Annotated in this window: 19 protein-coding genes; 16 read left to right on the forward strand and 3 right to left on the reverse strand. The window is 34.9% G+C overall.

From position 1 onward, the window contains the following. Positions 1–58 precede the first annotated feature (58 nt). The 13 genes from AC1Q7L_RS15160 to AC1Q7L_RS15220 all read left to right on the forward strand — a co-directional run bounded on the left by AC1Q7L_RS15160 (position 59) and on the right by AC1Q7L_RS15220 (position 18,867). Complete coding sequence (locus AC1Q7L_RS15160; protein WP_492306889.1) at positions 59–2,692, forward strand: T9SS type A sorting domain-containing protein; 2,634 nt, start codon at positions 59–61, stop codon at positions 2,690–2,692. A 465-nt stretch (positions 2,693–3,157) separates the two neighbouring features. Beyond that, positions 3,158–6,979, forward strand: coding sequence for a DNA-directed RNA polymerase subunit beta (gene rpoB / locus AC1Q7L_RS15165; protein ID WP_410693145.1), 3,822 nt, complete (start codon positions 3,158–3,160; stop codon positions 6,977–6,979). An 82-nt stretch (positions 6,980–7,061) separates the two neighbouring features. Then, on the forward strand, positions 7,062–11,327 hold the full coding sequence (gene rpoC / locus AC1Q7L_RS15170) for a DNA-directed RNA polymerase subunit beta' (protein ID WP_123980849.1): 4,266 nt from the start codon (positions 7,062–7,064) through the stop codon (positions 11,325–11,327). Between the two features lie 86 nt (positions 11,328–11,413). Beyond that, complete coding sequence (locus AC1Q7L_RS15175) at positions 11,414–11,722, forward strand: DUF3467 domain-containing protein (RefSeq protein WP_054511586.1); 309 nt, start codon at positions 11,414–11,416, stop codon at positions 11,720–11,722. A gap of 199 nt (positions 11,723–11,921) precedes the next feature. Next, positions 11,922–12,578, forward strand: coding sequence for a Crp/Fnr family transcriptional regulator (locus AC1Q7L_RS15180; protein ID WP_492306888.1), 657 nt, complete (start codon positions 11,922–11,924; stop codon positions 12,576–12,578). A gap of 121 nt (positions 12,579–12,699) precedes the next feature. After that, entirely contained in the window at positions 12,700–13,542 is an 843-nt protein-coding gene (locus AC1Q7L_RS15185) for a DUF5777 family beta-barrel protein (RefSeq protein ID WP_410693141.1), read from the forward strand. A 1-nt stretch (position 13,543) separates the two neighbouring features. Next, positions 13,544–13,894 carry a c-type cytochrome gene (locus AC1Q7L_RS15190; protein WP_492306887.1) on the forward strand — a complete coding sequence of 117 codons (351 nt, stop codon included), beginning with the start codon at positions 13,544–13,546 and terminating at the stop codon, positions 13,892–13,894. A 12-nt stretch (positions 13,895–13,906) separates the two neighbouring features. After that, positions 13,907–14,452, forward strand: a complete 546-nt coding sequence (locus AC1Q7L_RS15195; protein ID WP_492306886.1) for a YceI family protein — start codon at positions 13,907–13,909, stop codon at positions 14,450–14,452. Further along, positions 14,449–14,976 (forward strand): ankyrin repeat domain-containing protein, encoded by a 528-nt coding sequence (locus AC1Q7L_RS15200; RefSeq protein WP_492306885.1) that lies wholly within the window; start codon positions 14,449–14,451, stop codon positions 14,974–14,976. The genes AC1Q7L_RS15195 and AC1Q7L_RS15200 overlap by 4 nt, the downstream gene beginning before the upstream one ends. A 3-nt stretch (positions 14,977–14,979) precedes the next feature. After that, positions 14,980–15,738, forward strand: coding sequence for a DOMON domain-containing protein (locus AC1Q7L_RS15205; protein WP_492306884.1), 759 nt, complete (start codon positions 14,980–14,982; stop codon positions 15,736–15,738). 269 nt (positions 15,739–16,007) lie between these two features. Then, positions 16,008–16,862 (forward strand): helix-turn-helix domain-containing protein, encoded by an 855-nt coding sequence (locus AC1Q7L_RS15210; protein ID WP_410693133.1) that lies wholly within the window; start codon positions 16,008–16,010, stop codon positions 16,860–16,862. A 103-nt stretch (positions 16,863–16,965) separates the two neighbouring features. After that, positions 16,966–17,472: a hypothetical protein gene (locus AC1Q7L_RS15215; protein WP_410693132.1), complete on the forward strand. Its 507-nt coding sequence runs from the start codon at positions 16,966–16,968 to the stop codon at positions 17,470–17,472. A gap of 111 nt (positions 17,473–17,583) precedes the next feature. Further along, positions 17,584–18,867, forward strand: coding sequence for an alkaline phosphatase family protein (locus tag AC1Q7L_RS15220; RefSeq protein ID WP_492306883.1), 1,284 nt, complete (start codon positions 17,584–17,586; stop codon positions 18,865–18,867). Positions 18,868–19,159: 292 nt separating this feature from the next. Here AC1Q7L_RS15220 and AC1Q7L_RS15225 read toward each other — a convergent pair whose 3' ends face one another. Then, the gene (locus AC1Q7L_RS15225; RefSeq protein ID WP_492306882.1) at positions 19,160–20,038 is read right to left on the reverse strand and encodes an NmrA family NAD(P)-binding protein; all 879 of its coding nucleotides are present in this window, start codon (positions 20,036–20,038) and stop codon (positions 19,160–19,162) included. An 81-nt stretch (positions 20,039–20,119) separates the two neighbouring features. Between AC1Q7L_RS15225 and AC1Q7L_RS15230 the strand changes: the two genes are divergently transcribed. Further along, positions 20,120–20,488, forward strand: coding sequence for a winged helix-turn-helix transcriptional regulator (locus tag AC1Q7L_RS15230; RefSeq protein WP_492306881.1), 369 nt, complete (start codon positions 20,120–20,122; stop codon positions 20,486–20,488). A gap of 149 nt (positions 20,489–20,637) precedes the next feature. Here AC1Q7L_RS15230 and AC1Q7L_RS15235 read toward each other — a convergent pair whose 3' ends face one another. Both AC1Q7L_RS15235 and AC1Q7L_RS15240 read right to left on the reverse strand, forming a co-directional pair. Beyond that, entirely contained in the window at positions 20,638–21,690 is a 1,053-nt protein-coding gene (locus AC1Q7L_RS15235) for an NAD(P)-dependent alcohol dehydrogenase (protein ID WP_492306880.1), read from the reverse strand. Between the two features lie 24 nt (positions 21,691–21,714). Next, a complete protein-coding gene (locus tag AC1Q7L_RS15240) occupies positions 21,715–22,119 on the reverse strand; it encodes a cupin domain-containing protein (RefSeq protein ID WP_492306879.1) in 405 nt (134 codons plus the stop codon). Between the two features lie 131 nt (positions 22,120–22,250). Between AC1Q7L_RS15240 and AC1Q7L_RS15245 the strand changes: the two genes are divergently transcribed. Together AC1Q7L_RS15245 and AC1Q7L_RS15250 are read left to right on the forward strand one after the other, a co-directional pair. Continuing rightward, positions 22,251–23,153, forward strand: coding sequence for a helix-turn-helix domain-containing protein (locus tag AC1Q7L_RS15245; protein ID WP_410693123.1), 903 nt, complete (start codon positions 22,251–22,253; stop codon positions 23,151–23,153). Positions 23,154–23,335: 182 nt separating this feature from the next. Then, complete coding sequence (locus tag AC1Q7L_RS15250; protein ID WP_492306878.1) at positions 23,336–24,676, forward strand: carboxylesterase family protein; 1,341 nt, start codon at positions 23,336–23,338, stop codon at positions 24,674–24,676. The last annotated feature ends 60 nt before the right edge of the window (positions 24,677–24,736 follow it).

Genomic DNA, 24,736 nt, shown 5'->3' on the forward strand with positions numbered 1-24,736 from the left:
GTATCAGAACTCCTTATAATAACGATTAGTATAAAATTTAACACAAAAAACTAAAAAAATGAAGAAAATTATCTCACTTATGGCAATGTTGCTGTTTGTCTGCAATGCATTTGCTCAGAACTACAAACCTATCCGAGGAATGGGGATTAGAGCTTATCTTGCACAAAACGGACAGTGTGTTGCGGCATCTAATCCAACCAATATTTATTCTGTAATAGATTCAGATACGGATAATGGGGCAAGCTTAGGTACATTATTAAATAACACATCGAGTAATGGTATTTCCATTATTAATAACAATACTACGTATCCGGCAGGATCGGTTACGGGTTTTAATGTAGATATGGCAAACAGTGCTATTACTTCTACAGTATTGAATGCTCTTAGTATTGCAACTTACAAAAATGGTGTTCTTCAGGAAACATCTGCGGCAGGTTCTCTGTTGTCAGTTCCTGCATATGGCGGAAGAAAAGCCAGATCATTCTTACATTTTAAAACAACTAAAGCTTTTAATGAAGTAAGATTATTAAGATCAGGAAGCAGTACTTCTTGCAATGCATTGAATGTGTATTATGCATTTACATGTGACTCAAATAATATCAAACTGGAAAACAATGGTGTTTGCGATGATATTATTGGTGGCGGATCTTTTGTAGATTCTGATACCAATATCTCATGCAGCAGCAATATGACTTCTCCTTTATCTGTTGTAACGGATAGAGACAAGATCAGCGACGGAAGTAAAAGTTCTTTCGGAACAATTACTTTGCCTTCTGGTTTTATGGGGAATTTCAGTATTGGAGTTTTTGATAAAAGCCAATATTATCCTGCAGGAAATAAAGCAGGTTTTGTTATTGCTCCGGCGAACGCAAATTCAGTTTTAACAGAAAGAATGCTTGATAATCTTGTGATAGAAACGTATATGTTTGGTCAGTTACAGAATTCTCAATCTTACAATGACGGTGTTGGAGGTATGACTGTTTCTTCATTAAGTCTTAGCGGAAATAAGCAAAAACTTTCAATCACTACAACGAAACCTTTTAATGAAGTAAGATTAAAGATTTCTCAAAACTCAGGTTGCTCTTCTATGGGAGCTTTAAAAGTGTATTATGCTTTTGAAGAGCCTCAAAGTTGTGACTGTACTCAATATCTTCAGTGTAACAGAACGGCTCCGTATAAAGGAAATCTACTTTGTGGAAACCTTCCAAATGGTGGATTATATTGTGGAAAACGTGAGCCCTGGACAGGAACTTGGAGTACTTCAACTTCTTATTTAGGAGTTTACAATCCTGAAAATATAGTAGATTCTAATGCTTCAAATTATGCTACTTTCTCAGTTCCTTCCAATAAAAATAATATCACGGGAAATTTTGCAGTAGAATCTGTTGGAACAACATATCCGGCAGGAACATTTGCAGGGTTTACGATTGCTAAGAATATTTCTACGGATTGGAGTTCTCTTGGGGTGATTTCTGTTCAGCTGTACAACGGAAATACTTTGGTTGAACAAAAAAGTACAGTGAATAATGATTTAAAATTAATTACTGTTTCAGGAGGAAAAACGATTGTAGGATTTAAATCTACAAAAGCATTCAACAGAATAAGACTTTCAATTAAACATACGGCAAAAATCTGTCAGTGTATTAATTACTACATCTATAATGTATTTGTTGAATTGGATTCTGACGGAGATGGAGTTCCTGATTGTAGAGATATTTGCCCTGGTGGAGATGACAACATCGATACAGATGGAGATGGTATTCCAGATGCTTGTGATACAAAAAGCTGTGTTGCTGATAACGATAAAAGTTCTACAATAGATACAGATGGCGACGGTATTCAAGATGCTTGTGATGGCGATTCTGATAACGATGGTATTCCTGATGCTTGGGAAGATCTTAATGCTAACGGAAGATTCGAAGATGATGATGTAGACGGAGATGTTATCGTGATTCCTGTATTGGGCGACGGTATTTCAAGTTATTTGGATCTTGATTCTGATAATGATGGAATTTTAGACTTATTCGAATCGGGTATTCCAACTTCTGTAATCAATCAGATTGATGTTGATCATAATGGAGTTATTGATGCTGGTGTTATGGTTGGAACTAATGGTATTGCCGACATTTTAGAAACTTCCCCAGACTCAGGAGTGATGAAATATCCTCTAATGAATACAGACGGAGACGATAAACCGGATTTTGTTGATCTAAAATCTAACGGAATTGAATATGACCTTTACGCGATCAGCAAAAGTGTTTTTGATGACCTTGGAGCAGGATTTATTTCAAAAATAAGTGATGCTGATACAGATGGTATTCAGGCTGTTGTAGATACAGATCTTGTAAGAAGAGGTGCACCGAATTCTCCACTTTCACCTTACGCTGTATTGGCTAAGACTGCAAAAATGGGTATGGAAGCGAAAAAAGCTGCAATTGTAACGAATGAAACTGTTGCAGTTGCAAATGACATCAAAATACATCCTAATCCTGTAAAAGCAGGTGAGAATCTTAACGTAAAATCTTCTGAGGAGGGAGTTTTCACCATATTCTCAGCTCAGGGACAATTAGTAAAAACCGGTACTTTTAAAGGAAATGCAGAGATTTCTACCTCTTCATTACCTTCAGGAATGTACATGATCAAAATAGAGACTAAATCTACAGTAAAATCTTATAAAGTTATTGTAAAATAATTTCTTGAGATAGTTTTAGTAATAAGGTGAGGTCGTCCAATTTGGGCGGCCTTTTTTATTTGTGTGAATTTTTTAACTGCTTTAAAATGAAAGAGTTTTATTTGTGAATATAGATAAGTTTTTGTATCTTTGCCAACTCTTTTGGCGCTAATAATTGTTTGTGAATCTATAATATATTAAATATCAACTCTTTCGTAATTATGAAAGGGATTTTAATTTTGTAGATATTGCGGTAATTTCTGCCTCAAAAAGTAAAATTTAAAAATATTTTGCATTACGCTGTGAAAAGATATACCAGCGTTGCAGTTAGAATTAGAGTATAGGAATAAAGAATTAAGATTAAAGACCACTTCTGATAGCGCCAAACATCAAATGTCTTTTATCTTGCCTCTTTTATCTGACAGTCTTTTTCTGATATTTTTTGTATAAATCAAAATATTTTTTAACCCTTTCTTTAAAAGTTTTATGAGTAAAACAACATCAACAACTAGGGGGAATCAGAGAATTAATTTCTCTTCAGCGAAAGGAAAAATTATTACTCCAGACTTCTTGGATATCCAATTAGAGTCGTTTAAAGAGTTTTTCCAGCTTGATACGCTTCCTGAAGACAGAAAAAAAGAAGGTCTGCACAAGACTTTCCAAGAAAATTTCCCGATTACCGATTCTAGAAACCAATTCGTTTTGGAATTCTTAGATTATTTGGTAGATTCTCCACGTTATTCAATTAATGAGTGTGTAGAAAGAGGATTGACGTATTCAGTTCCTCTTAAAGCAAGACTTAAACTGTATTGTACAGACCCTGAGCACGAAGATTTCCAAACTGTGGTTCAGGATGTATATTTAGGCCCGGTTCCTTACATGACGGATAGTGGTTCTTTCATCATCAATGGTGCTGAAAGAGTTATTGTTACGCAGTTGCACCGTTCACCTGGTGTATTCTTCGGACAGACTTATCACGCTAACGGAACGAAGCTTTACTATTCAAGAATTATCCCTTTCAAAGGATCTTGGATGGAATTTACTACGGATATCAACAGCGTAATGTATGCGTATATTGACCGTAAGAAAAAATTACCATTAACTACTTTATTAAGAGCTATCGGATTTGAATCTGATAAAGACATTCTTCAGATCTTCGACCTTGCGGAAGAAGTGAAGGTTTCTAAAGCTGCTCTTAAAAAAGTTGAAGGAAGAACATTGGCTGCGAGAGTATTGAACACTTGGTTCGAAGATTTCGTAGACGAAGATACGGGAGAGGTTGTTTCTATCGAAAGAAACGAAATCATCCTAGACAGAGAAACTATTCTTGAAAAAGAACACTTAGATCTTATTCTTGATGCAGGTGTGAAATCTATCTTGATTCACAAAGAAAATGCAAATGAATTCTCTATCATCCAGAATACATTACAGAAAGACCCTACGAACTCTGAAAAAGAAGCAGTAGAGTATATTTACCGTCAGTTAAGAAATGCAGATCCACCCGATGAGGAAACTGCAAGAGGAATTATTGAAAAATTATTCTTCTCTGAGCAAAGATATTCACTTGGTGAAGTAGGACGTTACAGACTAAACAAAAAGTTAGGTCTTAATATCCCGACTACAACTGAGGTTCTTACAAAAGAAGATATCATTGCGATTGTAAGACACTTAATCGAATTGGTAAACTCTAAAGCTGAGGTTGATGATATTGACCACCTTTCTAACAGAAGAATTAAAACTGTTGGAGAGCAATTAGCAGGACAATTCGGTGTAGGTCTTTCAAGAATCGCTAGAACGATTAAGGAAAGAATGAACGTTAGAGATAACGAGATATTTACACCTTTAGATCTAGTAAATGCTAAGACATTAACATCAGTTATTAACTCATTCTTTGGTACCAACCAGCTTTCTCAGTTCATGGACCAAACCAACCCACTATCAGAGATCACGCACAAGCGTAGACTTTCTGCACTAGGGCCTGGTGGTTTATCAAGAGAAAGAGCAGGTTTCGAGGTGCGTGACGTTCACCATACTCACTACGGAAGAATTTGTCCTATTGAAACTCCGGAAGGGCCAAACATTGGTTTGATCTCTTCTTTAGGTATCTATGCGAAAATTAATAACTTAGGTTTCATCGAAACTCCATATAGAAAAGTAGAAGGCAGTACAGTAGATCTTAATGCTGATCCTATTTATCTTAATGCAGAAGACGAAGAAGATAAAGTAATTGCTCAGGCAAACGTTGAGTTGAATGATCAGGGAGAATTCCAAACTGATAGAATTATTGCAAGACTAGATGGTGATTACCCTGTAGTTGAGCCTTCTCAAGTTAACCTTATCGACGTTGCACCAAACCAGATTTCTGGTATTTCAGCTTCATTGATTCCTTTCTTGGAACATGATGATGCGAACCGTGCGTTGATGGGATCAAACATGATGCGTCAGGCAGTTCCATTATTGAAGCCACAGGCACCGATCGTAGGTACTGGTCTTGAGCAGCAAGTTGCGAAAGATTCAAGAATCTTGATTAATGCTGAAGGTAACGGTACTGTTGAGTATGTAGATGCAGACAAGATTACTATTAAATATGAAAGAAGCGATGACGAAGATCTAGTATCTTTCGAATCTGCTACTAAAACATATAACTTAACTAAGTTTAGAAAAACTAACCAGAGTACAACAATTACACTAAGACCAAACGTAAGAATTGGTGAAACAGTGCAAAAAGGACAGGTACTTTGCGACGGTTATGCTACTGAAAAAGGAGAATTAGCTCTTGGTAGAAACTTAGTAGTTGCGTTCATGCCTTGGAAGGGTTACAACTTTGAGGATGCGATCGTAATTAACGAAAAAGTTGTACGTGAAGACTGGTTTACTTCAATCCACGTGGATGAGTATTCTCTTGAAGTTCGTGATACTAAATTAGGTATGGAAGAACTTACAGCAGATATTCCTAACGTTTCTGAAGAAGCTACAAAAGATCTTGATGAGAACGGTATGATCAGAATTGGAGCTGAGGTGAAACCTGGTGACATTATGATCGGTAAGATTACTCCAAAAGGAGAATCAGACCCAACTCCTGAAGAGAAACTTCTTAGAGCAATCTTTGGTGACAAAGCTGGTGATGTTAAGGATGCTTCATTGAAAGCAGACTCTTCATTAAGAGGTGTTGTTATCAACAAAAAATTGTTCTCTAGAAATATTAAAGACAAAAAGAAAAGAACTGAAGAAAAACTTAAACTTGAAGAAATTGAAAACACTTACAAGGCTAAGTTTGATGAGTTAAGAAATACTTTAATTGAAAAATTAAATACACTTGTAAGCGGGAAAACTTCTCAAGGGGTTCAAAATGACCTTGATGAAGAGATCATCGGTAAAGGTGTGAAATTTACTCACAGATTATTAACTTCAGTTGAAGATTACGTAAACGTAAGCGGTGCAGATTGGACAGTAGATAACGATAAGAATGAATTAATCAAACAATTAATTCACAATTATAAAATCAAGTTCAACGATATCCAAGGGGTTAAAAACCGTGAGAAATTCGCAATTTCTATCGGAGATGAGCTTCCAGCAGGTATCATGAAGTTGGCTAAAGTTTATATCGCTAAGAAACGTAAATTGAATGTAGGGGATAAAATGGCAGGACGTCACGGTAACAAAGGTATCGTTTCAAGAATCGTTCGTGAAGAAGATATGCCATTCCTTGAAGACGGAACACCAGTAGATATCGTATTGAATCCACTTGGGGTACCTTCTCGTATGAACATCGGACAGATCTATGAAACAGTTCTTGGATGGGCTGGTCAGAAATTAGGGATGACGTTCGCTACACCAATCTTTGATGGAGCTACATTAGATCAAATTACTGAGTACACAGAAAAAGCAGGTCTTCCTAAATTTGGTAACACTCACCTTTATGATGGTGGTACCGGAGAAAGATTTACACAGCCGGCTACAGTAGGTATTATTTACATGCTGAAACTGGGTCACATGGTAGATGATAAGATGCACGCACGTTCTATCGGACCATACTCATTGATTACTCAACAGCCGTTAGGAGGTAAAGCTCAGTTCGGAGGTCAGAGATTCGGAGAGATGGAGGTTTGGGCTCTTGAAGCATTTGGAGCATCAAACATCTTGAGAGAAATCTTGACTGTGAAGTCGGATGACGTGATTGGTAGAGCAAAAACTTATGAAGCTATCGCGAAAGGAGAAGCAATGCCTGAACCAGGTATTCCAGAATCTTTCAACGTATTACTTCACGAGTTACAAGGACTTGGACTTGATGTAAGACTTGAGGAATAATTTTAAATTTTGACGAATGAATTTTGAATCAGTTCAGAATTTATAACCCAAAATTTATAATCCAAAATCTAAAATCTAAAAAATGTCAAATAAAAATAAATCAAGTAGATTTAATAAAATAACCATCGGTTTAGCTTCTCCGGAATCCATTTTACAGGATTCTAGAGGGGAGGTTTTAAAACCGGAAACTATTAATTACAGAACGCATAAGCCTGAAAGAGACGGTTTGTTCTGTGAAAAAATCTTCGGTCCTGTAAAGGATTACGAATGTGCTTGTGGTAAATACAAGAGAATTCGTTACAAAGGGATCGTTTGTGACCGTTGTGGAGTAGAAGTTACGGAGAAGAAAGTTAGAAGAGAGAGAATCGGACACATCAACTTGGTGGTTCCTATCGCTCACATCTGGTATTTCCGTTCTTTACCGAACAAAATCGGTTACCTTTTAGGTATTCCATCTAAGAAATTAGATATGATCATCTATTACGAGAGATATGTTGTTATTCAGCAAGGTATCGCTAAGAAATTAGATGGTTCTGATTTTGATGATAAAGAATTCCTTACAGAAGAAGAATACCTTGATATCATGGAAACTCTTCCTGTAGAAAATCAATATCTTGATGACTCTGATCCGAATAAATTCATCGCCAAAATGGGTGCTGAAGCGGTTGAAGAATTGTTAAAAAGAATTGATCTTGATGCTTTGTCTTTCGACTTGAGACACAAAGCTCACAACGAAGGTTCTAAACAAAGAAGAACAGAAGCTCTTAAAAGATTGAACGTTGTAGAAGCATTGAGAGGTGCTAACACTAGAATGATCAACAGACCGGAGTGGATGATCATGCGTGTACTTCCTGTTATTCCACCAGAATTAAGACCATTAGTTCCATTGGATGGAGGACGTTTCGCTACTTCTGACTTAAATGACCTTTATAGAAGAGTTATTATCAGAAACAATCGTTTGAAGAGATTATTGGAGATCAAAGCTCCGGAAGTAATCTTGAGAAACGAGAAGCGTATGCTTCAGGAATCAGTAGATTCATTATTCGATAATACAAGAAAATCTTCTGCAGTAAAATCTGAATCAAACAGACCATTGAAATCACTTTCAGATTCATTGAAAGGTAAGCAAGGTCGTTTCCGTCAGAACTTACTAGGGAAAAGGGTAGATTACTCTGCTCGTTCGGTAATTGTTGTAGGGCCAAACTTACAGCTTCACGAATGTGGTATTCCTAAAGATATGGCTGCGGAACTTTACAAACCATTTATCATTAGAAAACTAATTGAAAGAGGGATTGTAAAAACAGTAAAATCTGCAAAGAGAATTATTGACAGAAAAGAACCAGTAGTATATGATATCTTAGAAGGTGTAATGAAAGGTCACCCTGTTTTACTAAACAGAGCACCTACTTTGCACAGACTAGGTATCCAGGCTTTCCAACCTAAGATGATCGAAGGTAAGGCAATCCAGCTACACCCGTTAGTAACAACGGCCTTCAATGCCGATTTCGATGGTGACCAGATGGCGGTACATTTACCGTTAGGACCTGAAGCGATCCTTGAAGCTCAGTTATTAATGTTAGGTTCTCAAAATATCTTGAACCCTGCAAACGGTTCTCCAATTACGGTACCTTCTCAGGACATGGTTCTTGGTCTATATTTCATGACTAAAGAATTGAGCTCTACAGAAGATATGAAAGTAAAAGGTGAAGGTCTTGCATTCTATTCTCCTGAAGAAGCGGAAATCGCTTATGCAGAAGGAAAAGTTTCTCTAAACGCTAAGGTTAGATGTAGACTACCTGTTAAAGAAAACGGAGAGATTTCAACTAAATTAATTGAAACTTCTGTTGGTAGAATTTTATTCAACCAAATCGTTCCTAAACAGTCAGGATATATTAATGAACTTCTTACGAAGAAATCATTAAGAAACGTTATCGGTAGAGTTCTTGATGATACAGATTTCCCTACAACTGTGAAGTTCTTGGATGCAATGAAAGACTTAGGGTATTCAAATGCATTTAAAGGAGGTCTTTCATTCTCACTAGGTGACATCGTAGTTCCTGTTGAGAAGAAAGCAATGGTTGCTACAGCAATTTCTACTGTAGATGAGATTAGAGCCAACTATAACATGGGTCTAATTACAGATACAGAACGTTATAACCAGGTAATTGACGTTTGGACAAACACAAACGCAGGATTAACTGAAATGATTATGAGCAGAATGAAAACCGACCAAGGTGGGTTCAACTCTGTATATATGATGCTTGATTCTGGGGCGAGGGGTTCTAAGGAACAGATCCGTCAGTTATCAGGGATGAGAGGTTTGATGGCAAAACCGCAGAAAGCCGGTTCTACTGGTGCGGAGATCATTGAAAACCCGATTCTTGCAAACTTTAAGGAAGGTCTTTCGATCCTAGAATACTTTATCTCTACTCACGGTGCTCGTAAGGGTCTTGCGGATACCGCACTTAAGACTGCCGATGCGGGTTACTTAACGAGAAGATTGGTAGACGTTGCTCAGGATGTTATCATTACTGAAACAGACTGTGGTACTTTAAGAGGTACTGAAGTTACTGCTTTGAAGAAAAATGATGAGATCGTTGAAAGAATTTCTGAAAGAATCTTAGGTAGAGTTTCTCTACATAATATCTATGACCCTGAAAGTGATGAGCTTATTGCTTCAGCAGATCAGGTGATCAATGAGCCATTAGCTAAGAGAATTGAAGAAGCTGGATTAGAAGCTGTTGAAGTTCGTTCACCATTAACTTGTGAAACTAAGAAAGGTATCTGTGCGAAATGTTACGGAAGAAACTTAGCAACAGGTAAAGTAATCCATATGGGTGAAGCAGTAGGTGTAATTGGTGCACAATCTATTGGGGAACCGGGAACTCAGTTAACATTGAGAACCTTCCACCAAGGGGGTACTGCAGGTAACGTATCAGAAAACCCATCAATCGTAGCTAGAAGAGACGGTATCGTTGAAATGGATGATGTAAGAACAATTACATCTGAAGACGAAAGCGGTAACACTGCTGAGGTAGTGGTTTCTCGTTCTACGGAATTTAGATTGGTTGCTGATAACGAAACTAAAACTCCATTGATGATCGCTAACGTACCTTATGGATCTATATTAGCTGTAAAACCAGGTGATAAAGTGAAGAAAGGTGATACTATCTGTAGATGGGATCCGTATAACGCGGTAATTATTGCAGAAACTGCCGGTAAGGTAGAGTATGAAGATATCATCCAGGGTATTTCATTCCAATTGGAAATTGACGAACAGACAGGATTTGAAGAGAAAGTAATCTCTGAATCTAGAAATAAGAAAGCCGTACCTACTCTTAAGGTGGTAGATTCTAAAGGTGTTGAGCAGAAAGCATACAACTTACCGGTAGGAGCCCACTTAATGGTAAACGATGGTGAAAAAATTAAGGCTGGTAAAGTTTTAATCAAGATCCCAAGAAAATCTGCAAAAGCAGGGGATATCACCGGAGGTCTTCCGAGAGTTACCGAATTATTCGAAGCAAGAAACCCTTCAAACCCAGCGGTTGTTACTGAAATCGATGGTGTAGTTTCTTACGGAAAAATCAAGAGAGGTAACCGTGAACTTATCGTTGAAGCAAAAACTGGTGAAAGAAAAATTTATTTAGTTAAATTATCTAACCAGATCTTGGTTCAGGAGAATGACTTCGTAAGAGCTGGTTCACCACTTTCTGACGGTTCAATTACTCCGGACGATATCTTAAGAATCAAAGGTCCAACGGCGGTTCAGGAATATCTGGTAAATGAAATTCAGGAAGTTTACCGTCTACAAGGGGTGAAAATTGATGATAAGCACTTCGAAATTATCGTAAGACAGATGATGACGAAAGTATCTATTGTTGATGGAGGTGATACTCAATTCCTTGAAGGAGCTTTAGAGCACAAATTTGATTTCTTGGAAGAAAACAACAGAGTATTCGGTCTTAAAGTAGTAACTGAAGCTGGTGATTCTAAAGAATTCAAGCCAGGTCAGATGATTACTGCAAGAGAATTAAGAGACGAAAACTCTAAATTGAAGCGTGAAGATCAGGCTTTAGTTGAAGTAAGAGAAGCTTTACCAGCTACAGCAACGCCTGTATTGCAAGGTATTACAAGAGCGGCTCTTCAGACTAAGTCATTCATGTCTGCAGCATCATTCCAGGAAACAACTAAGGTTCTTAACGAAGCAGCAGTTGCTGGTAAGGTAGATTACTTAACAGGTCTTAAAGAGAACGTAATTGTAGGACACAGAATTCCTGCAGGTACGGGTCTTAAAGAGTATCAGAATGTTATCGTAGGTTCTAAAAAAGAATTCGAAGATATTAACTAAAAAGTAAAGAAAAGTTTCAGGATTCGAGTTTAAATTTTAAATTAGAGGCCTGAAACTTTTTAAACAAAAAAATATTTAAAGAAAACATGGACAATCAAAATCAAAATCAAGATCCAAACAACATCAACATCCAACTTAACGAAATGGTAGCTTCAGGGGTATATTGTAACCTTGCTCTAGTAAACCATTCTCCATCTGAGTTTGTTGTAGATTTTATCCAATTAATGCCAGGTGTTCAACAAGCGAACGTGCGTTCAAGAGTTATTCTTGCTCCACTTCACGCTAAGAGAGTATTAGCTGCTCTTCAACAAAACATCACTAACTACGAGCAACAATTCGGAGAGATCAAAGAAGTTGAGCCTTTCGTATTAGGTGGAAACAACGTACAAGCGTAAGATTTTTTCTTAACATACATAAGATGCCCCAATTTATTGGGGCATTTTTTTATTGTAAATTTTTAATATTTCATAATAAAAACGAGTTATTAAATTTAAATACCTTAAAATATCCTAGATTTAGGATTTATTTTAAAACTTTAATCTTAAACATAATATCAATACTACAATTTTATATATTTGTTTTAAATTTGATATAATGGATATGATAGATAATCAGTTTATTCTTAATAAATTTGGGTTTTTGGGTGCTGATTTTTCAACCGAACTACAAAAGCACGGGATTATTACGAATGTCAAGGCAAAGACAGAAATTGTTCGGGACGGACAGAAGAATAAATATGTTCCTTTCGTAATAAAAGGGTCTGTAAAAGTTTTTTCTTTAAACGACGGTCGAGAATTAATTTACTATTACATAAGGCCAAACGACAGTTGTTTGATGACCTTTTCCTCTATTTTTACCGATTACATAAGCCGGGTTTATGCTGTTGCGGAAGAAGAATCTGAAATTCTTTTGGTTCCGGTTTCTGTTGTACACGAATGGTTGATAAGGTTTCCGGAGATCAACAGAATTTTTTATCACGAATATGACAAACGCTTTTCCGACGTAATGAATATGGTGAACGAAGCCGTTTTTCATAGACTCGACAGAAGAGTGTTAAGTTATATTAAACAACAGATTTCTTTAACAGGAAATAATCCGGTAAAGTTAACGCACCGCGAAATCGCCAATAATCTTGGGACTTCCAGAGAAGTTGTAAGCCGAGTTTTGAAAAAAATTGAAAATGAAGGCGAAATTACCCAAACGAAAGAGGGTATCAAAATACCTGTAAATGAAAATGTTAGTCAGTTCTAATAAATAATGTTTAATTGTTTTAATATTACGATTGATAAAAACTATTTACTCGGTGACTTTTATCACACACTTTTGAATTCATAACTCTATAAGTTTGTCTGATTAATTCTAAAAAATTTATATGACAAAAACTTTATTATTTTTGTCGATGCTTTCATCAAGTCTTGCCTTTTCGCAGGAAGATTTGTTGAAAGATATTGACACCATCAAAACAAACACAGACACTTCACAGCCGGCTTTCAAAGGATTACAGGTTGTTACAGCACAATCTACCAAACTTACAGCAAAAAATGAATGGTATATTGTAGTTGCACACCGTTTTGGAGACATCAGTACAGGTTTCAAAAACTTCTTTGGCCTTGATGATGCTTCTACCAAGTTAGGTGCAATTTATGGCGTTACAGACAATATTTCATTAAGTCTTTCAAGAGAAACAAACGGGAAAACCTTTGAGTTAGCCGCCAAATATGGTCTTGTGAAACAAAGTGACAAATTTCCTGTAGATATTGTAGGGTATAATGTTTTGGCGCTTAACACAGATCTTGATAAAGATAATTATCCGCATTTACAGTTCAGTGACAGGCTTTCTTATCTTACGCAGGCTCTGATTTCAAGAAGATTTAATGAGAATTTATCTTTGCAGTTAACACCTTCCTATGTGCACAAGAATCTTTATGAACCAAATATTGAAGATAAAAACCAATTTTTAACAGGATTGGGAGGTAGATACAAAATTTCTAAAAGGATCTCTATCAACGCAGAATATTTTGTGAATTTTGACAATCACAGTGTCTATAAAAATCCTTTATCAGTAGGAATGGATATAGAAACCGGGGGACATGTTTTCCAGCTTGTATTCAGTAATTCTCAGCTTAATTCCGATATCGGATATCTTACGAATGCAGCCGGAAAATGGGAAAAAGGACAGATTTTCTTTGGGTTTAATCTTTATAGAGTTTTTTAATATGAAAAAGATACTATACATACTATCATCAGCAGTTTTATTAATTGCTTGTGAAAGCAGAACCTATGAAGAAATCTCTGATAATACTCCGATCACAGAAACCGTAAGATATACACAAGATGTAAAACCTATTGTTGAAGCCAATTGTATTGGTTGTCATTCTGCTACAGGTTCTGCGTCTTACAAGCCTTTTACTAACTATGATCAGGTGAAGACCAATATTGATGGTATTTTAAATAGAATACAAAGACAAAACGGGGATTCCCAAAAAATGCCTCAGGGCGGATCTTTATCACAGTCACAAATCAATATTTTCATTAAATGGAAAGCCGATGGACTTATTGAAAATTAAAAAAATAGAAAAATGAAAAATCTAGTATTAATTATTGTATCGTTACTGTCTGGTAACCTTGCATTGGCTCAAAAATACAGCTCAAAAACAGGACAGGTAAGTTTTGAAGCTTCTGTTCCGTTATTTGAAGATGTAAGCGCAAAAGATAATAACAACATCGTTATTCTAAATGCCGATACCGGAGAAATTGCTTCTGTTTCTGCTGTGAAGAATTATAAATTCACAGTAAAATTAATGGAAGAGCATTTCAATGAAAATTATGCCGAATCAGCAAAATATCCGAAAGCAACTTTTACAGGGAAGCTTGTCAATTTTGATAAAACTAAACTTTCTGCATCACCACAAAAATATACCGTACAGGGAAAACTTAATTTCCATGGCGTAGATAAAGCGGTTAGTTCATCAGCAACAGTTTATGCTAAAGACGGGAAAATTTATATGCAGGGAGGTTTTGTAGCAAGACCTGCAGATCACAATGTAACAATTCCTAAAATGGTTTCTAAAAAAGTTGCCGAAAATGTGAATGTTAAGTATGATTATGTATTATCAAAACAATGAAAAATTTAATAGTAATTGTAAGTATTTTTCTGAGTTTTTCATTCGTATCTGCTCAGGAAAAAGCAAAATCAATTTTTGATATTGCAAGGAGTGGTAGTGTCGCTGAAGTTAAAGATTTGATGAAAAAAAATCCTAATGTCATCAATGAAACCAATGAATCTGGCTTTTCTCCACTCATTTTAGCATGCTACAGAGGCAACACGGAAGTGGCTAAGTTTTTGATGGATAACGTAAAAGATATCAATTATAAAAGTCAGGAAGGAACTGCTTTGGCAGGGCTTTCTGTAAAGTATAATAAAGATTTGGTGGAGTATTTATTAAATAAAAATGCTGATCCAAATATTGCGGATGCCACAGGATCTACACCTCTTTTCTGGGCTGTGAAATTCGGAAACAAAGAACTCATAGAATTATTGCTGAAACATAAAGCAGATAAATCTAAAAAAGATTCAATGGGAATGACTCCTTTTGAATATGCACTACAAACAAACAACAAAGAAATTATCAACCTCTTAAAGAATTAACATATGAAAAAAGTTTTACTCACATTAAGTTTAGCTCTTGCAAGCGCTGTAGGAGCACAGTTTAGCTCTGGGACGGTAAGTCTCGGATCTACAGGAATGACTGTAAAGTTGGATACTTCACCAACTTTAGTTACAATTACACTTACGGGTGCAGATACATCTTATTTGGGAATTGGTTTTGGAAACGTTGGTGAGGGTATGCAAAGTGGAAAAGATGGATTTATTTATAATTCCACTGCGAACAGAGATTATACTTTTGCAAATGTTGGTGTAACACCTAATGCAGATGCCGCACAAGATTGGACACAAACATCTAACACAACCGCCGCTGGAATCAGAACAGTTGTTGCTACGAGATCATTAACCGGTGGATCTGGTGATACAGCGATTCCTAATACTGCTGGAACAGTCAATATTTTCTTTGCAAAAGGTCCTACGACAACTCTAGCGTCTAACTATCATGGAGGTGGAAATAGAGGATATGCAGCTTTAAATATGACTGCAACTCTAGGAACCAACGATTTGGCTCTGGAAAGCAAAAAAGTAGTTCTTTATCCAAATCCTGCAAAGGAAACTGTGAATTTCAAAAATGCTGATAAAATCAAATCTATTGATATTTACGAGTCAACAGGAAGAAAAGTGAAATCTGTGAAAATAGACGGAGAAAATATCAATGTAGCTGATTTAAAAACAGGAAGTTATTATTTCGAAATTAAATTGAAAGACGGCACTTTATCTTACGAGAAATTAATTAAAGAATAAATTTATAGTCAATATTATAAATTATAAATATCCTGGAAATCATACGGTTTTCAGGATTTTTAATTTATAAATGGAAAAAGGTTCAAAAAAAATATGACTTTGACTAAAGATTGATAAATTATTATATCAAAAATTAAGTACTTTTTAACTTCTGAAAATCATCCAGAAGTTTTTATTTTTAAAAGTATTTAAATAAATTTACTCATATTTTGCAATGCTAAAACTATTGATTTTCATGAAGTTTATAAGATGCAAATTAAAATAGGAATATGATAATTGACCATAAAAAATATGATTTATTCGGAAAACCTTTATTGCACAAATTGGTTTTAAAATCGCCTTTTACATTTGATTTTCCTATTACAGATAATGCCTGTTTTTTATACATGCTGGAAGGTGAAATGCAGTACAAACTAGATGACGAAAAAATAAATCTTCCCGGGAAACATTCATTATTCCAAAACTGTATAAACTCCGATAAACAAATAAGCAATGAAAATTTGGAAAATAATAATGAGATTCTGATTATTAATTTCCATCCGGATATACTCAAGAAAATTTATGATAAAGAATTGCCTTTATTGCTCAAATCACAAAAAAATATAGTTTCAAATAAGTCAATTGAAAAGATAAACAATGATTTTTTAATTCAAAAATACATTGAAGGATTATTATTTTATTTCGAAAATCCGTCGTTGGTAAATGAAGATATTTTAGTCCTGAAATTAAAGGAAATTATTCTTTTACTATCGCAAACAAGCAATGTAGAAGCTATACAAATTATATTATCACAACTTTTTTCGCCCACCACGTATACCTTCAAACAAATAATTGAAGCTCATTTATTTTCACAGTTGACGATTGAGGAACTGGCGCAACATCATAATTTAAGTGTTTCTTCTTTTAAGCGGGAATTCACGAAGTTATACAATGATACACCCGCCAATTATATTAAAACCAAAAAGCTTGAAAAAGCTGCCGAGCTACTTTCTATTTCTGATGAACGTATTTCTGAAATTGCCTTTGAATGTGGATTCAATGATCTTGCAAATTTCACCAGAAGTTTTAGTGAAAAATATAATATTTCGCCTACAAAATACCGTTTGAACCAAAATGATAAATAATTGAACTGATTCGCAAAGTTCTTTTTTTGAATTTGTTACAATTTTGCTGAGTCAATAATGACATTCAGTTTTAAAATAATACAAATTCAAAAAAAATACTAAAATGGGATTATCAAACTTGGGAATTTTTCATACAATAATTGGCGTTGTTGCCATTGTGTCAGCATTAATATCATTTATCAGATTCGGTAAAATTAATTTGGAACATATTACAGGCAAAATATACTTTTATTTTACCATTATCACTTCGCTTACAGCATTAGGGATTTCAAAACACGGCGGTTTTAATGCCGGACATGCATTATCATTAATAATTTTGGTTCTTGTAACAGTTGCATTTTATCTTCATAGCAAAAGAGGGGGAAATAATAAAGCTCGTTATTTCGAAAACTTTCTTATGGCTTTCAGTTTTCTTCTTTCGATGCTTCCTACAGTCAATGAAACACTTACAAGAATTCCGATTGGGCATCCTTTAGCCAAAGATATAAATGATCCTCTGATTGGAAAAACTTTGCTTGTTATTTTTGTGCTTTTCATCACAGGTTCTGTTTATCAGATTATTAAGCAGAGGAAAATTAATAGATCAAAAACTGATTCATTTGAGTTCTAGGAAGAATACATACTATTTTGTGTCTCTTTAAGCAATAAATTTAAATTTTTTTTAATCCATAAAACTTTTCTGTAAAACTTACAGGCTTTAACTTTGCCGAAAATTTTTATAATGAAGCGAGGATTACAATTTTTCATGCTTTTGATGTCATTATCAATATTTGCTCAAAAAGCACCTGTTGATACTGCTCAAATAGTTATTCCGAATCGATATAATACGGTTGAGGCGCAAACAAAACCTTATGTTATCATGATTTCTACAGACGGTTTTCGATATGATTATGCTAAAAAATATAACGCTGAAAATCTTTTAAAATATTCAAACGAAGGTGTTCAGGCAAAGGCAATGATTCCGAGTTATCCGAGTATTACTTTTCCGAATCACTGGAGTTTAATCACCGGATTATATCCTTCTCATCATGGTTTGATTGATAATTTTTTCTATGATTATAAAAGAAAAGAATCATACGCAATGAGTGATAGAAAAAATGCAGAAGACGGAAGTTGGTATGGTGGAACGCCACTTTGGGGATTAGCCGAAAAACAAGGAATGATTTCAGCTTCTTTAATGTGGGTAGGTTCAGCAAGTGATGCAGGCGGAAAAAGACCAACCTATTATTATCCGTATCACGAAAAATTTACGCCTTCTGAAAAAGTGGAAAAAGTGGTTAATTGGTTAAAATTACCGATGGATAGAAGACCACATTTTATTTCATTATATTTTCCTGAAGTCGACGGAAGCGGACATCATTTTGGTCCAGAAGCAAAAGAAACGGAAGACGCTGTTCATTTAATTGATAAGGCAATTGGAGATTTGGTTCAAAAAGTAAATGAATTAGGATTGAAAAATGTCAACTTCATCTTTGTTTCAGATCATGGAATGATAAAAGTTGATGGTGGAGCTCCTCTTGAAATTCCGGCATTGCTTTTCGATAAAAATAGATTTGACTTCTATAATTCTCAGACCTTATTGAGAGTGGTAGTGAAAAATCCGTCTGAAGTTAAAGCTGTTTATAAAGAATTGAAAGCTAATAAAACGGATGAATATGAAGTTTATTTAGATAAAAAGTTACCTAAGTATCTTCATTTTGGAACTAAAGATGATCAATATAACAGAATCGGACAAATTCTCCTGATTCCAAAAGCTCCGAAGATATTTTTAGAGAAAGGTAAGAAAACATCGGTTGGAAAACATGGTTATAATCCAAGACTCGTTCCTGAAATGAAAGCTACTTTCTTTGCCTGGGGATCAGAATTTAAAAGTAACGTTGTGATTGATGAGTTTTCAAACGTGAATGTTTATCCTTTAGTTGCTGAAATTTTAGGGTTAAAAATTACCCAACCCATTGATGGGAAATTTAAAGTATTGAAAGAGACTTTGAAAGATAAAAAATAATTTCTGATTTGGATTAATATCAAAATTAGAATAAAGATAAAGTTTCGGCGAGCCAAAGGCTCGCCGAAACTTGTTTATAAAACGACATAGGAAAATGGAGCGTTAAGAAAATTAAAAATTAATCCGTTAAAAAATTCCCACTGTTTGAATCGCGAGACAAATTTAGAATCGAAGAGCAAATATTGAATTCGCGCAAGTTTTGGGAATTTTAGGATTAGTTTTTAATTTTTAGCGGAAGTTTCCAAGTCTTGAATTTTTGTTTCTTTTGTTTCAAGACAAAAGAAAATAATTACTAAAATTTGGAAGCAAACTCTTTAGCAAACTCCTCCAATTTAATTCCTCCATCAACAGGCGAACCATGCTCAATAAAATCCTTTTGAACAACCCCCGTTCTTACACCTCTTCCCATTTCAGTATAGAGTTCAGCCATTTCTTGAGGAAGACCTGCCTGAAGCATTCCGTTTAGAGAATCTTCATCTTTAAATTCAACCCAAGGTAATTCTGGTTTTCCGATGGCGGTTCCAAAAACTTTAGCAAAATCAGAGGCTTGACGAACATCACTTACAATATATCTTATATTTTTACCCTCAGAATTTTTTACTAATTCCTCTGCCGCAGCTTTAGCAATATCAACGGGATGAACTAATGGAACACTTGCATTTTCAGGATAATTGGCACCAATAATTCCTGCATTTTGAACTAATGGAATATCATTGAAAAAGTTAATGTAAAAATATCCTGCTCTCAGGAAAGTTACATTCGTATTTTCCAATTCATTATAGAATTTTTCAATAAAATGAAGACTTTTGATCGGCCCGTTTTCTACAGGAGATTCAACACCGATGCTGCTCAACATAACAACTTTTTTAACGCCTGTTTTTGAAATTGCTTCAGCATAATTCTTTCCTGCATTAATGGTGTTTTCAACAATATTCGCTCCGCCCATATTTGGAGGAGTCATTAAAAATGCTGCATCTGCATTTTCGAAAGATGTAATTAAAAAATCTAAGTCTGTAATAGAACCAATGGCAGCTTTTGCTCCAAGAGATTCAATTTCACTTTTTTTAGACTCGTTACTGCTGATTACGGTGATATCATGACCTTCTGTAATTAATTGTTGTGCTAATGGTTTTGCTACATTTCCTAATGAACCTGTGATTATAATTTTCATGTGTAAATATTTTTTTATTTCCTGGAACAAAGGTATATTTGTACTTACTTTTATACAAGTACTTACCCTAAAGTATGTAATATGACAGCCATTAAAGAAAGCTCAACCATTCAACAGAATAAAAAATATGCACTCGATCTTTGTCCGGTAACCTATGTTATGGAAAAAATCGGTGGATTTTGGAAACCTATTATTTTATATCATCTTTCAAATGGAGATAAAAGGTATAGCGAACTGAAACGCTGTATTCCAGCAGTGACCGAGAAGATGTTGATTCAACATTTAAAACAATTGGAAACAGACGGATTGGTGATCAGAAAGGCTAAACCAGTCATTCCACCTCATGTAACTTATGAATTGAGTGAGTCCGGAAAAGGATTAATCCCTGTCATCCATCAAATGGCAGAATGGGCTTTTAAAGATATGGACGGGAAATATAAATGTGAATAATTATAGTTCAGCAGACCTTGAAGTATCAATAGGAATGGGCTTTAGCCCATTTTTAGAATTAAATAAATCAAATCTGGCTTCAGCCAAAACTTAAAATAAAAAAAGACTCCCAAAAATGAGAGTCTTAATTAAAATTATATAAGAAGATCTTATAAAGATTTCATATCAATCACGAAACGGTATCTCACGTCGCTTTTCAACATTCTTTCGTATGCTTCGTTGATCTCCTGCATTTTGATTAATTCTATTTCTGAAACAATATTGTGTTCTCCACAGAAATCAAGCATTTCCTGAGTTTCAGCAATACCTCCGATCACAGAACCAGCAACAGATTTTCTTCCCATGATCATAGGAACTGTATTTAAGAAAGGCTCTAAACCTCCTAAATATCCAACAATAACCAAAGTTCCATTAATATTTAATGTAGAAACATAAGGATTTATATCGTGTACATACGGAACCGTATCGATAATTACATCAAATTTTCCTTTTACAGAATCCATTTGAGAATCATCTGTAGAAATTACAACATGATCAGCTCCTAATTGTTTTGCATCATCCGTTTTCCCAGGAGTTCTTGAGAATAAAGTAACTTCAGCACCCAAACCTTTTGCCAATTTAATAGCCATATGACCTAATCCTCCAAGACCTACAACGGCAACTTTAGAATTTGGACCAACGTTCCAGTGTTTCAAAGGTGACCAAGTAGTGATTCCTGCACAAAGAAGAGGTGCAACTGCTGCAAGATCTAAGTTTTCAGGTACTTTTAAAACGTGATCAGCGTCTACAACAACTTTTTGAGAATATCCTCCGAAAGTATGACCTCCCAAATGCTTGTCTTTTCCGTTGTAAGTTCCTGTAAATCCGTTTAAACAATATTGTTCAAGATCTTGTTTACAGCTGTCACAATGTCCACAAGAATCTACGATACATCCTACACCTGCCAGATCTCCAACTTTAAATTTAGAAACATCGCTTCCTACTTTTGTAATTCTTCCTACAATTTCGTGTCCCGGAACTGCCGGATACATCGTTCCGCCCCAGTCGTTTCTTGCCGTATGAAGATCAGAGTGACAAACGCCGCAATATAGAATATCAATTTCTACATCATTGGGTGTTGTATCTCTTCTTTCAATATTCATTTCCTTTAAATCTGCCGTCGTAGACTCTGCTGCGAAAGCTTTTACTGTGAATGTGCTCATTTGATTTTTTATTTAAGTTTTAGTTTATAAATTGTTGTATTCTTCGTCAGTTACAGGCTCCATCCATTCTACAATACCGTTTTGAGTATTGGGATTGATGGCAATATGAGTGAATTCACTATCAGAAGCTGCACCATGCCAATGAACTATATTCGGAGGTATATTCACAACATCTCCTGCTTTTAAAACCTGAGCAGGCTTTCCTTTTTCCTGATAAAAACCTGTTCCTGAAGTTACAATTAAAATCTGTCCGCCTCCATGAGTATGCCAGTTATTTCTGCAGCGTGGCTCGAAAATTACATTCCCAATCTGGCAGTTAAGTTCGTCTGCATTTGGTTTTAAAATCTGTACCCATGCAATTCCGCCTGAAAAATATTCAGAAGGTGCTTTTTCTCCTTTAGGAAAAATATTAGTATTAAATGTTTCCATAACAATGCAAAAGTCGATACTTTTAGATGAACTACACTTATATAATTTACTGAAATACTTACCATTTTTACGGACAAGATAAAAGGTACGAAAGAAAGTGGTAATTTTGAATAAGATTAAAAATGGAATTCATGGAAGATCAAGAGGTTGAAATCTACAACAGTGTTTCGGAATATAATAAAATGGCTAATCAGGAAACTTTGCATCCATTAGTAAGTGTGATTGATTTTTCAAAATCTGATCCTATTAGTCAGCACAAAAGGACTTTTGGTTTTTATACCGTTTTTTTGAAAGATGTGATGTGTGGCGATATGTTTTACGGCAAAAATAGTTACGATTATCAGGAAGGAACGTTGGTTTTCATTGCTCCCGGCCAAACATATGGAATTTACAACAAAGGAAAGCAGATTCAGCCCGCAGGTTTTGCCTTGATATTTCATCCGGATCTGATTAAAGGAACCAATTTAGGAAAGAATATAAAGGAGTATTCATTTTTTTCCTACGATGTTCATGAAGCTCTTCATTTATCTGAAAAGGAGCGTGAAATCATTTTAGAATGTTTTAAAAATATCAAACTCGAATTAGAACAATCAATTGATAAACACAGTAAATCATTAATTGTCAATAATATTGAATTGTTTTTGAATTACTGTATGCGTTTTTATGATCGCCAGTTTATTACGAGAGATCATGTCAATCAGGGAGTTATCGGGAAGTTTGAAAATCTTTTGGACGAATATTTAAAATCTGATAAACCTAAAAACTTCGGTTTTCCGATGGTTAATTATTTTGCGGAACAGCTTAATCTTTCAGCAAATTACTTTGGAGATATTATTAAAAAAGAATTAGGAATTTCAGCGCAGGAATTTATCCACAATAAATTGATTGATGTTGCAAAAGAACAGATTTTCAATCCCGAAAAATCCATCAGCGAGATTTCATATGATCTTGGATTCAAGTATCCACAGCATTTCACGCGACTATTCAAAACTAAAGTCGGCGTTTCTCCAAGTGAATATAAGATGTTGAACTAAGTTTTTTTTAACACTAATTTCACTAATATTTTTCACAAATAACACTAATTCTATTAGTGAAAATTCGTGCTTAAAAATTTGTGATATTTGTGTTTAAAAATATTAAACAAAAAAACAAAATTTGTAAATTGTAGTTGAAAAACAGCTTAAAGTCTATTGCTTACTGCTTAAAGCCCAATCAAATGACAACACAACAAAATATTGGAACCCACACCTTTCATTCCTCTTTCGGGAAAATTTTAGCGATAAAAGAAAATGGAATTTTAAAAGCCAAAAGTATTCGTTATGCACATTCTGAAAGATTTCAAAAACCTGTTCCTGAAAAACCATCAGATTTGGAAATTATTTTTCCTGAAAGAACTCCTGTTTGTCCGCAAAATATCAGTCCGTTGTTAGAAAAGATGATTGGGAAAATAGATCTTGATCTTTTTGATGTTGAAGAATCAACACAATATCTATCCATTTATCGTCCTGAAAATATTGATCAGAATGAAAAATTACCCGTTGTTGTTTGGATTCATGGAGGTTCTTATGAAATTGGTTGTGGTGACTTGTCAACGGCCGATCCTACAGATTGGGTAAAAGAACAAAACATTATTGTTGTCACGGTTTCTTACCGATTAGGATTTTTCGGTTTCTTGGGCGGAAATGAAAAAATACCTGCTAATTTGGGATTGTTTGATATCATTGAAGCATTAAAATGGATCAAAACTTACATCAATGATTTCGGTGGGAATCCTGAAAATATTACCCTTTTGGGGCAATCTTCTGGTGGAGATGCGATTGCTCATTTGATGATTTCTGATGATGTGGAGAATTTATTTCAAAGAGTAATTATTCAAAGTGCACCGTTGGGACTTAGAAATAATCGTCAAAAAATGCTCACCGAATTTTTAGAAAAAACAGAAAGATTTACGGCCGAAACAGATCTTTTAGAGATTGTTGAAAACTACAAAAACTTTGTGCCTTCTTTCTTTAAATATGGATTAAAAGCAGCCATGCCTTTCGGATCTCAATATGGTTTTCCGCCTTTGTGCAGGGAAGAAGAGTCTATGGAAAAATGGAAAGAAAGTGCTAAAAAATATGATGTTTTGATTGGTTTAAATGATGATGAAACTTCATTTTATATTAAAGCTTCCGACTCTATGAATAAATATCTTAATCAAGGTTTTGGAAAAAAGATTCTCAATAAAGCAATTCGGGCAACGACAGAAATTATTTATGGAAAACCCGCTCAGACTTTTGCTGAAAATTATGCGGAAGCTGGGGGAAATATCTATCTATTCAGAATTCATTCAAAATTGATTAATAATTTTTTCGGAGCTGCTCATGCATTTGATCTTCCCTTGTTATTTGGAAATGAAAATGCATGGAAATCTTCAGGATTATTAAAAGATGTTTCCTGGAAATATATTCACGAAAACGGACAGAAATTAAGGTCACTTTGGGCAGAATTTGCCCGAAACGGAACTCTATCAGAATCATCCGAAAAGCCTTCTATGCTGGAACTCCGAAAAGTTTAGTTTTATTTTTAAACACGAATAACACAAATTATTTTCACAAATGACACAGATTTTATTTAT

Source organism: Chryseobacterium sp. GW823-FHT05E08 (genome assembly GCF_058795655.1).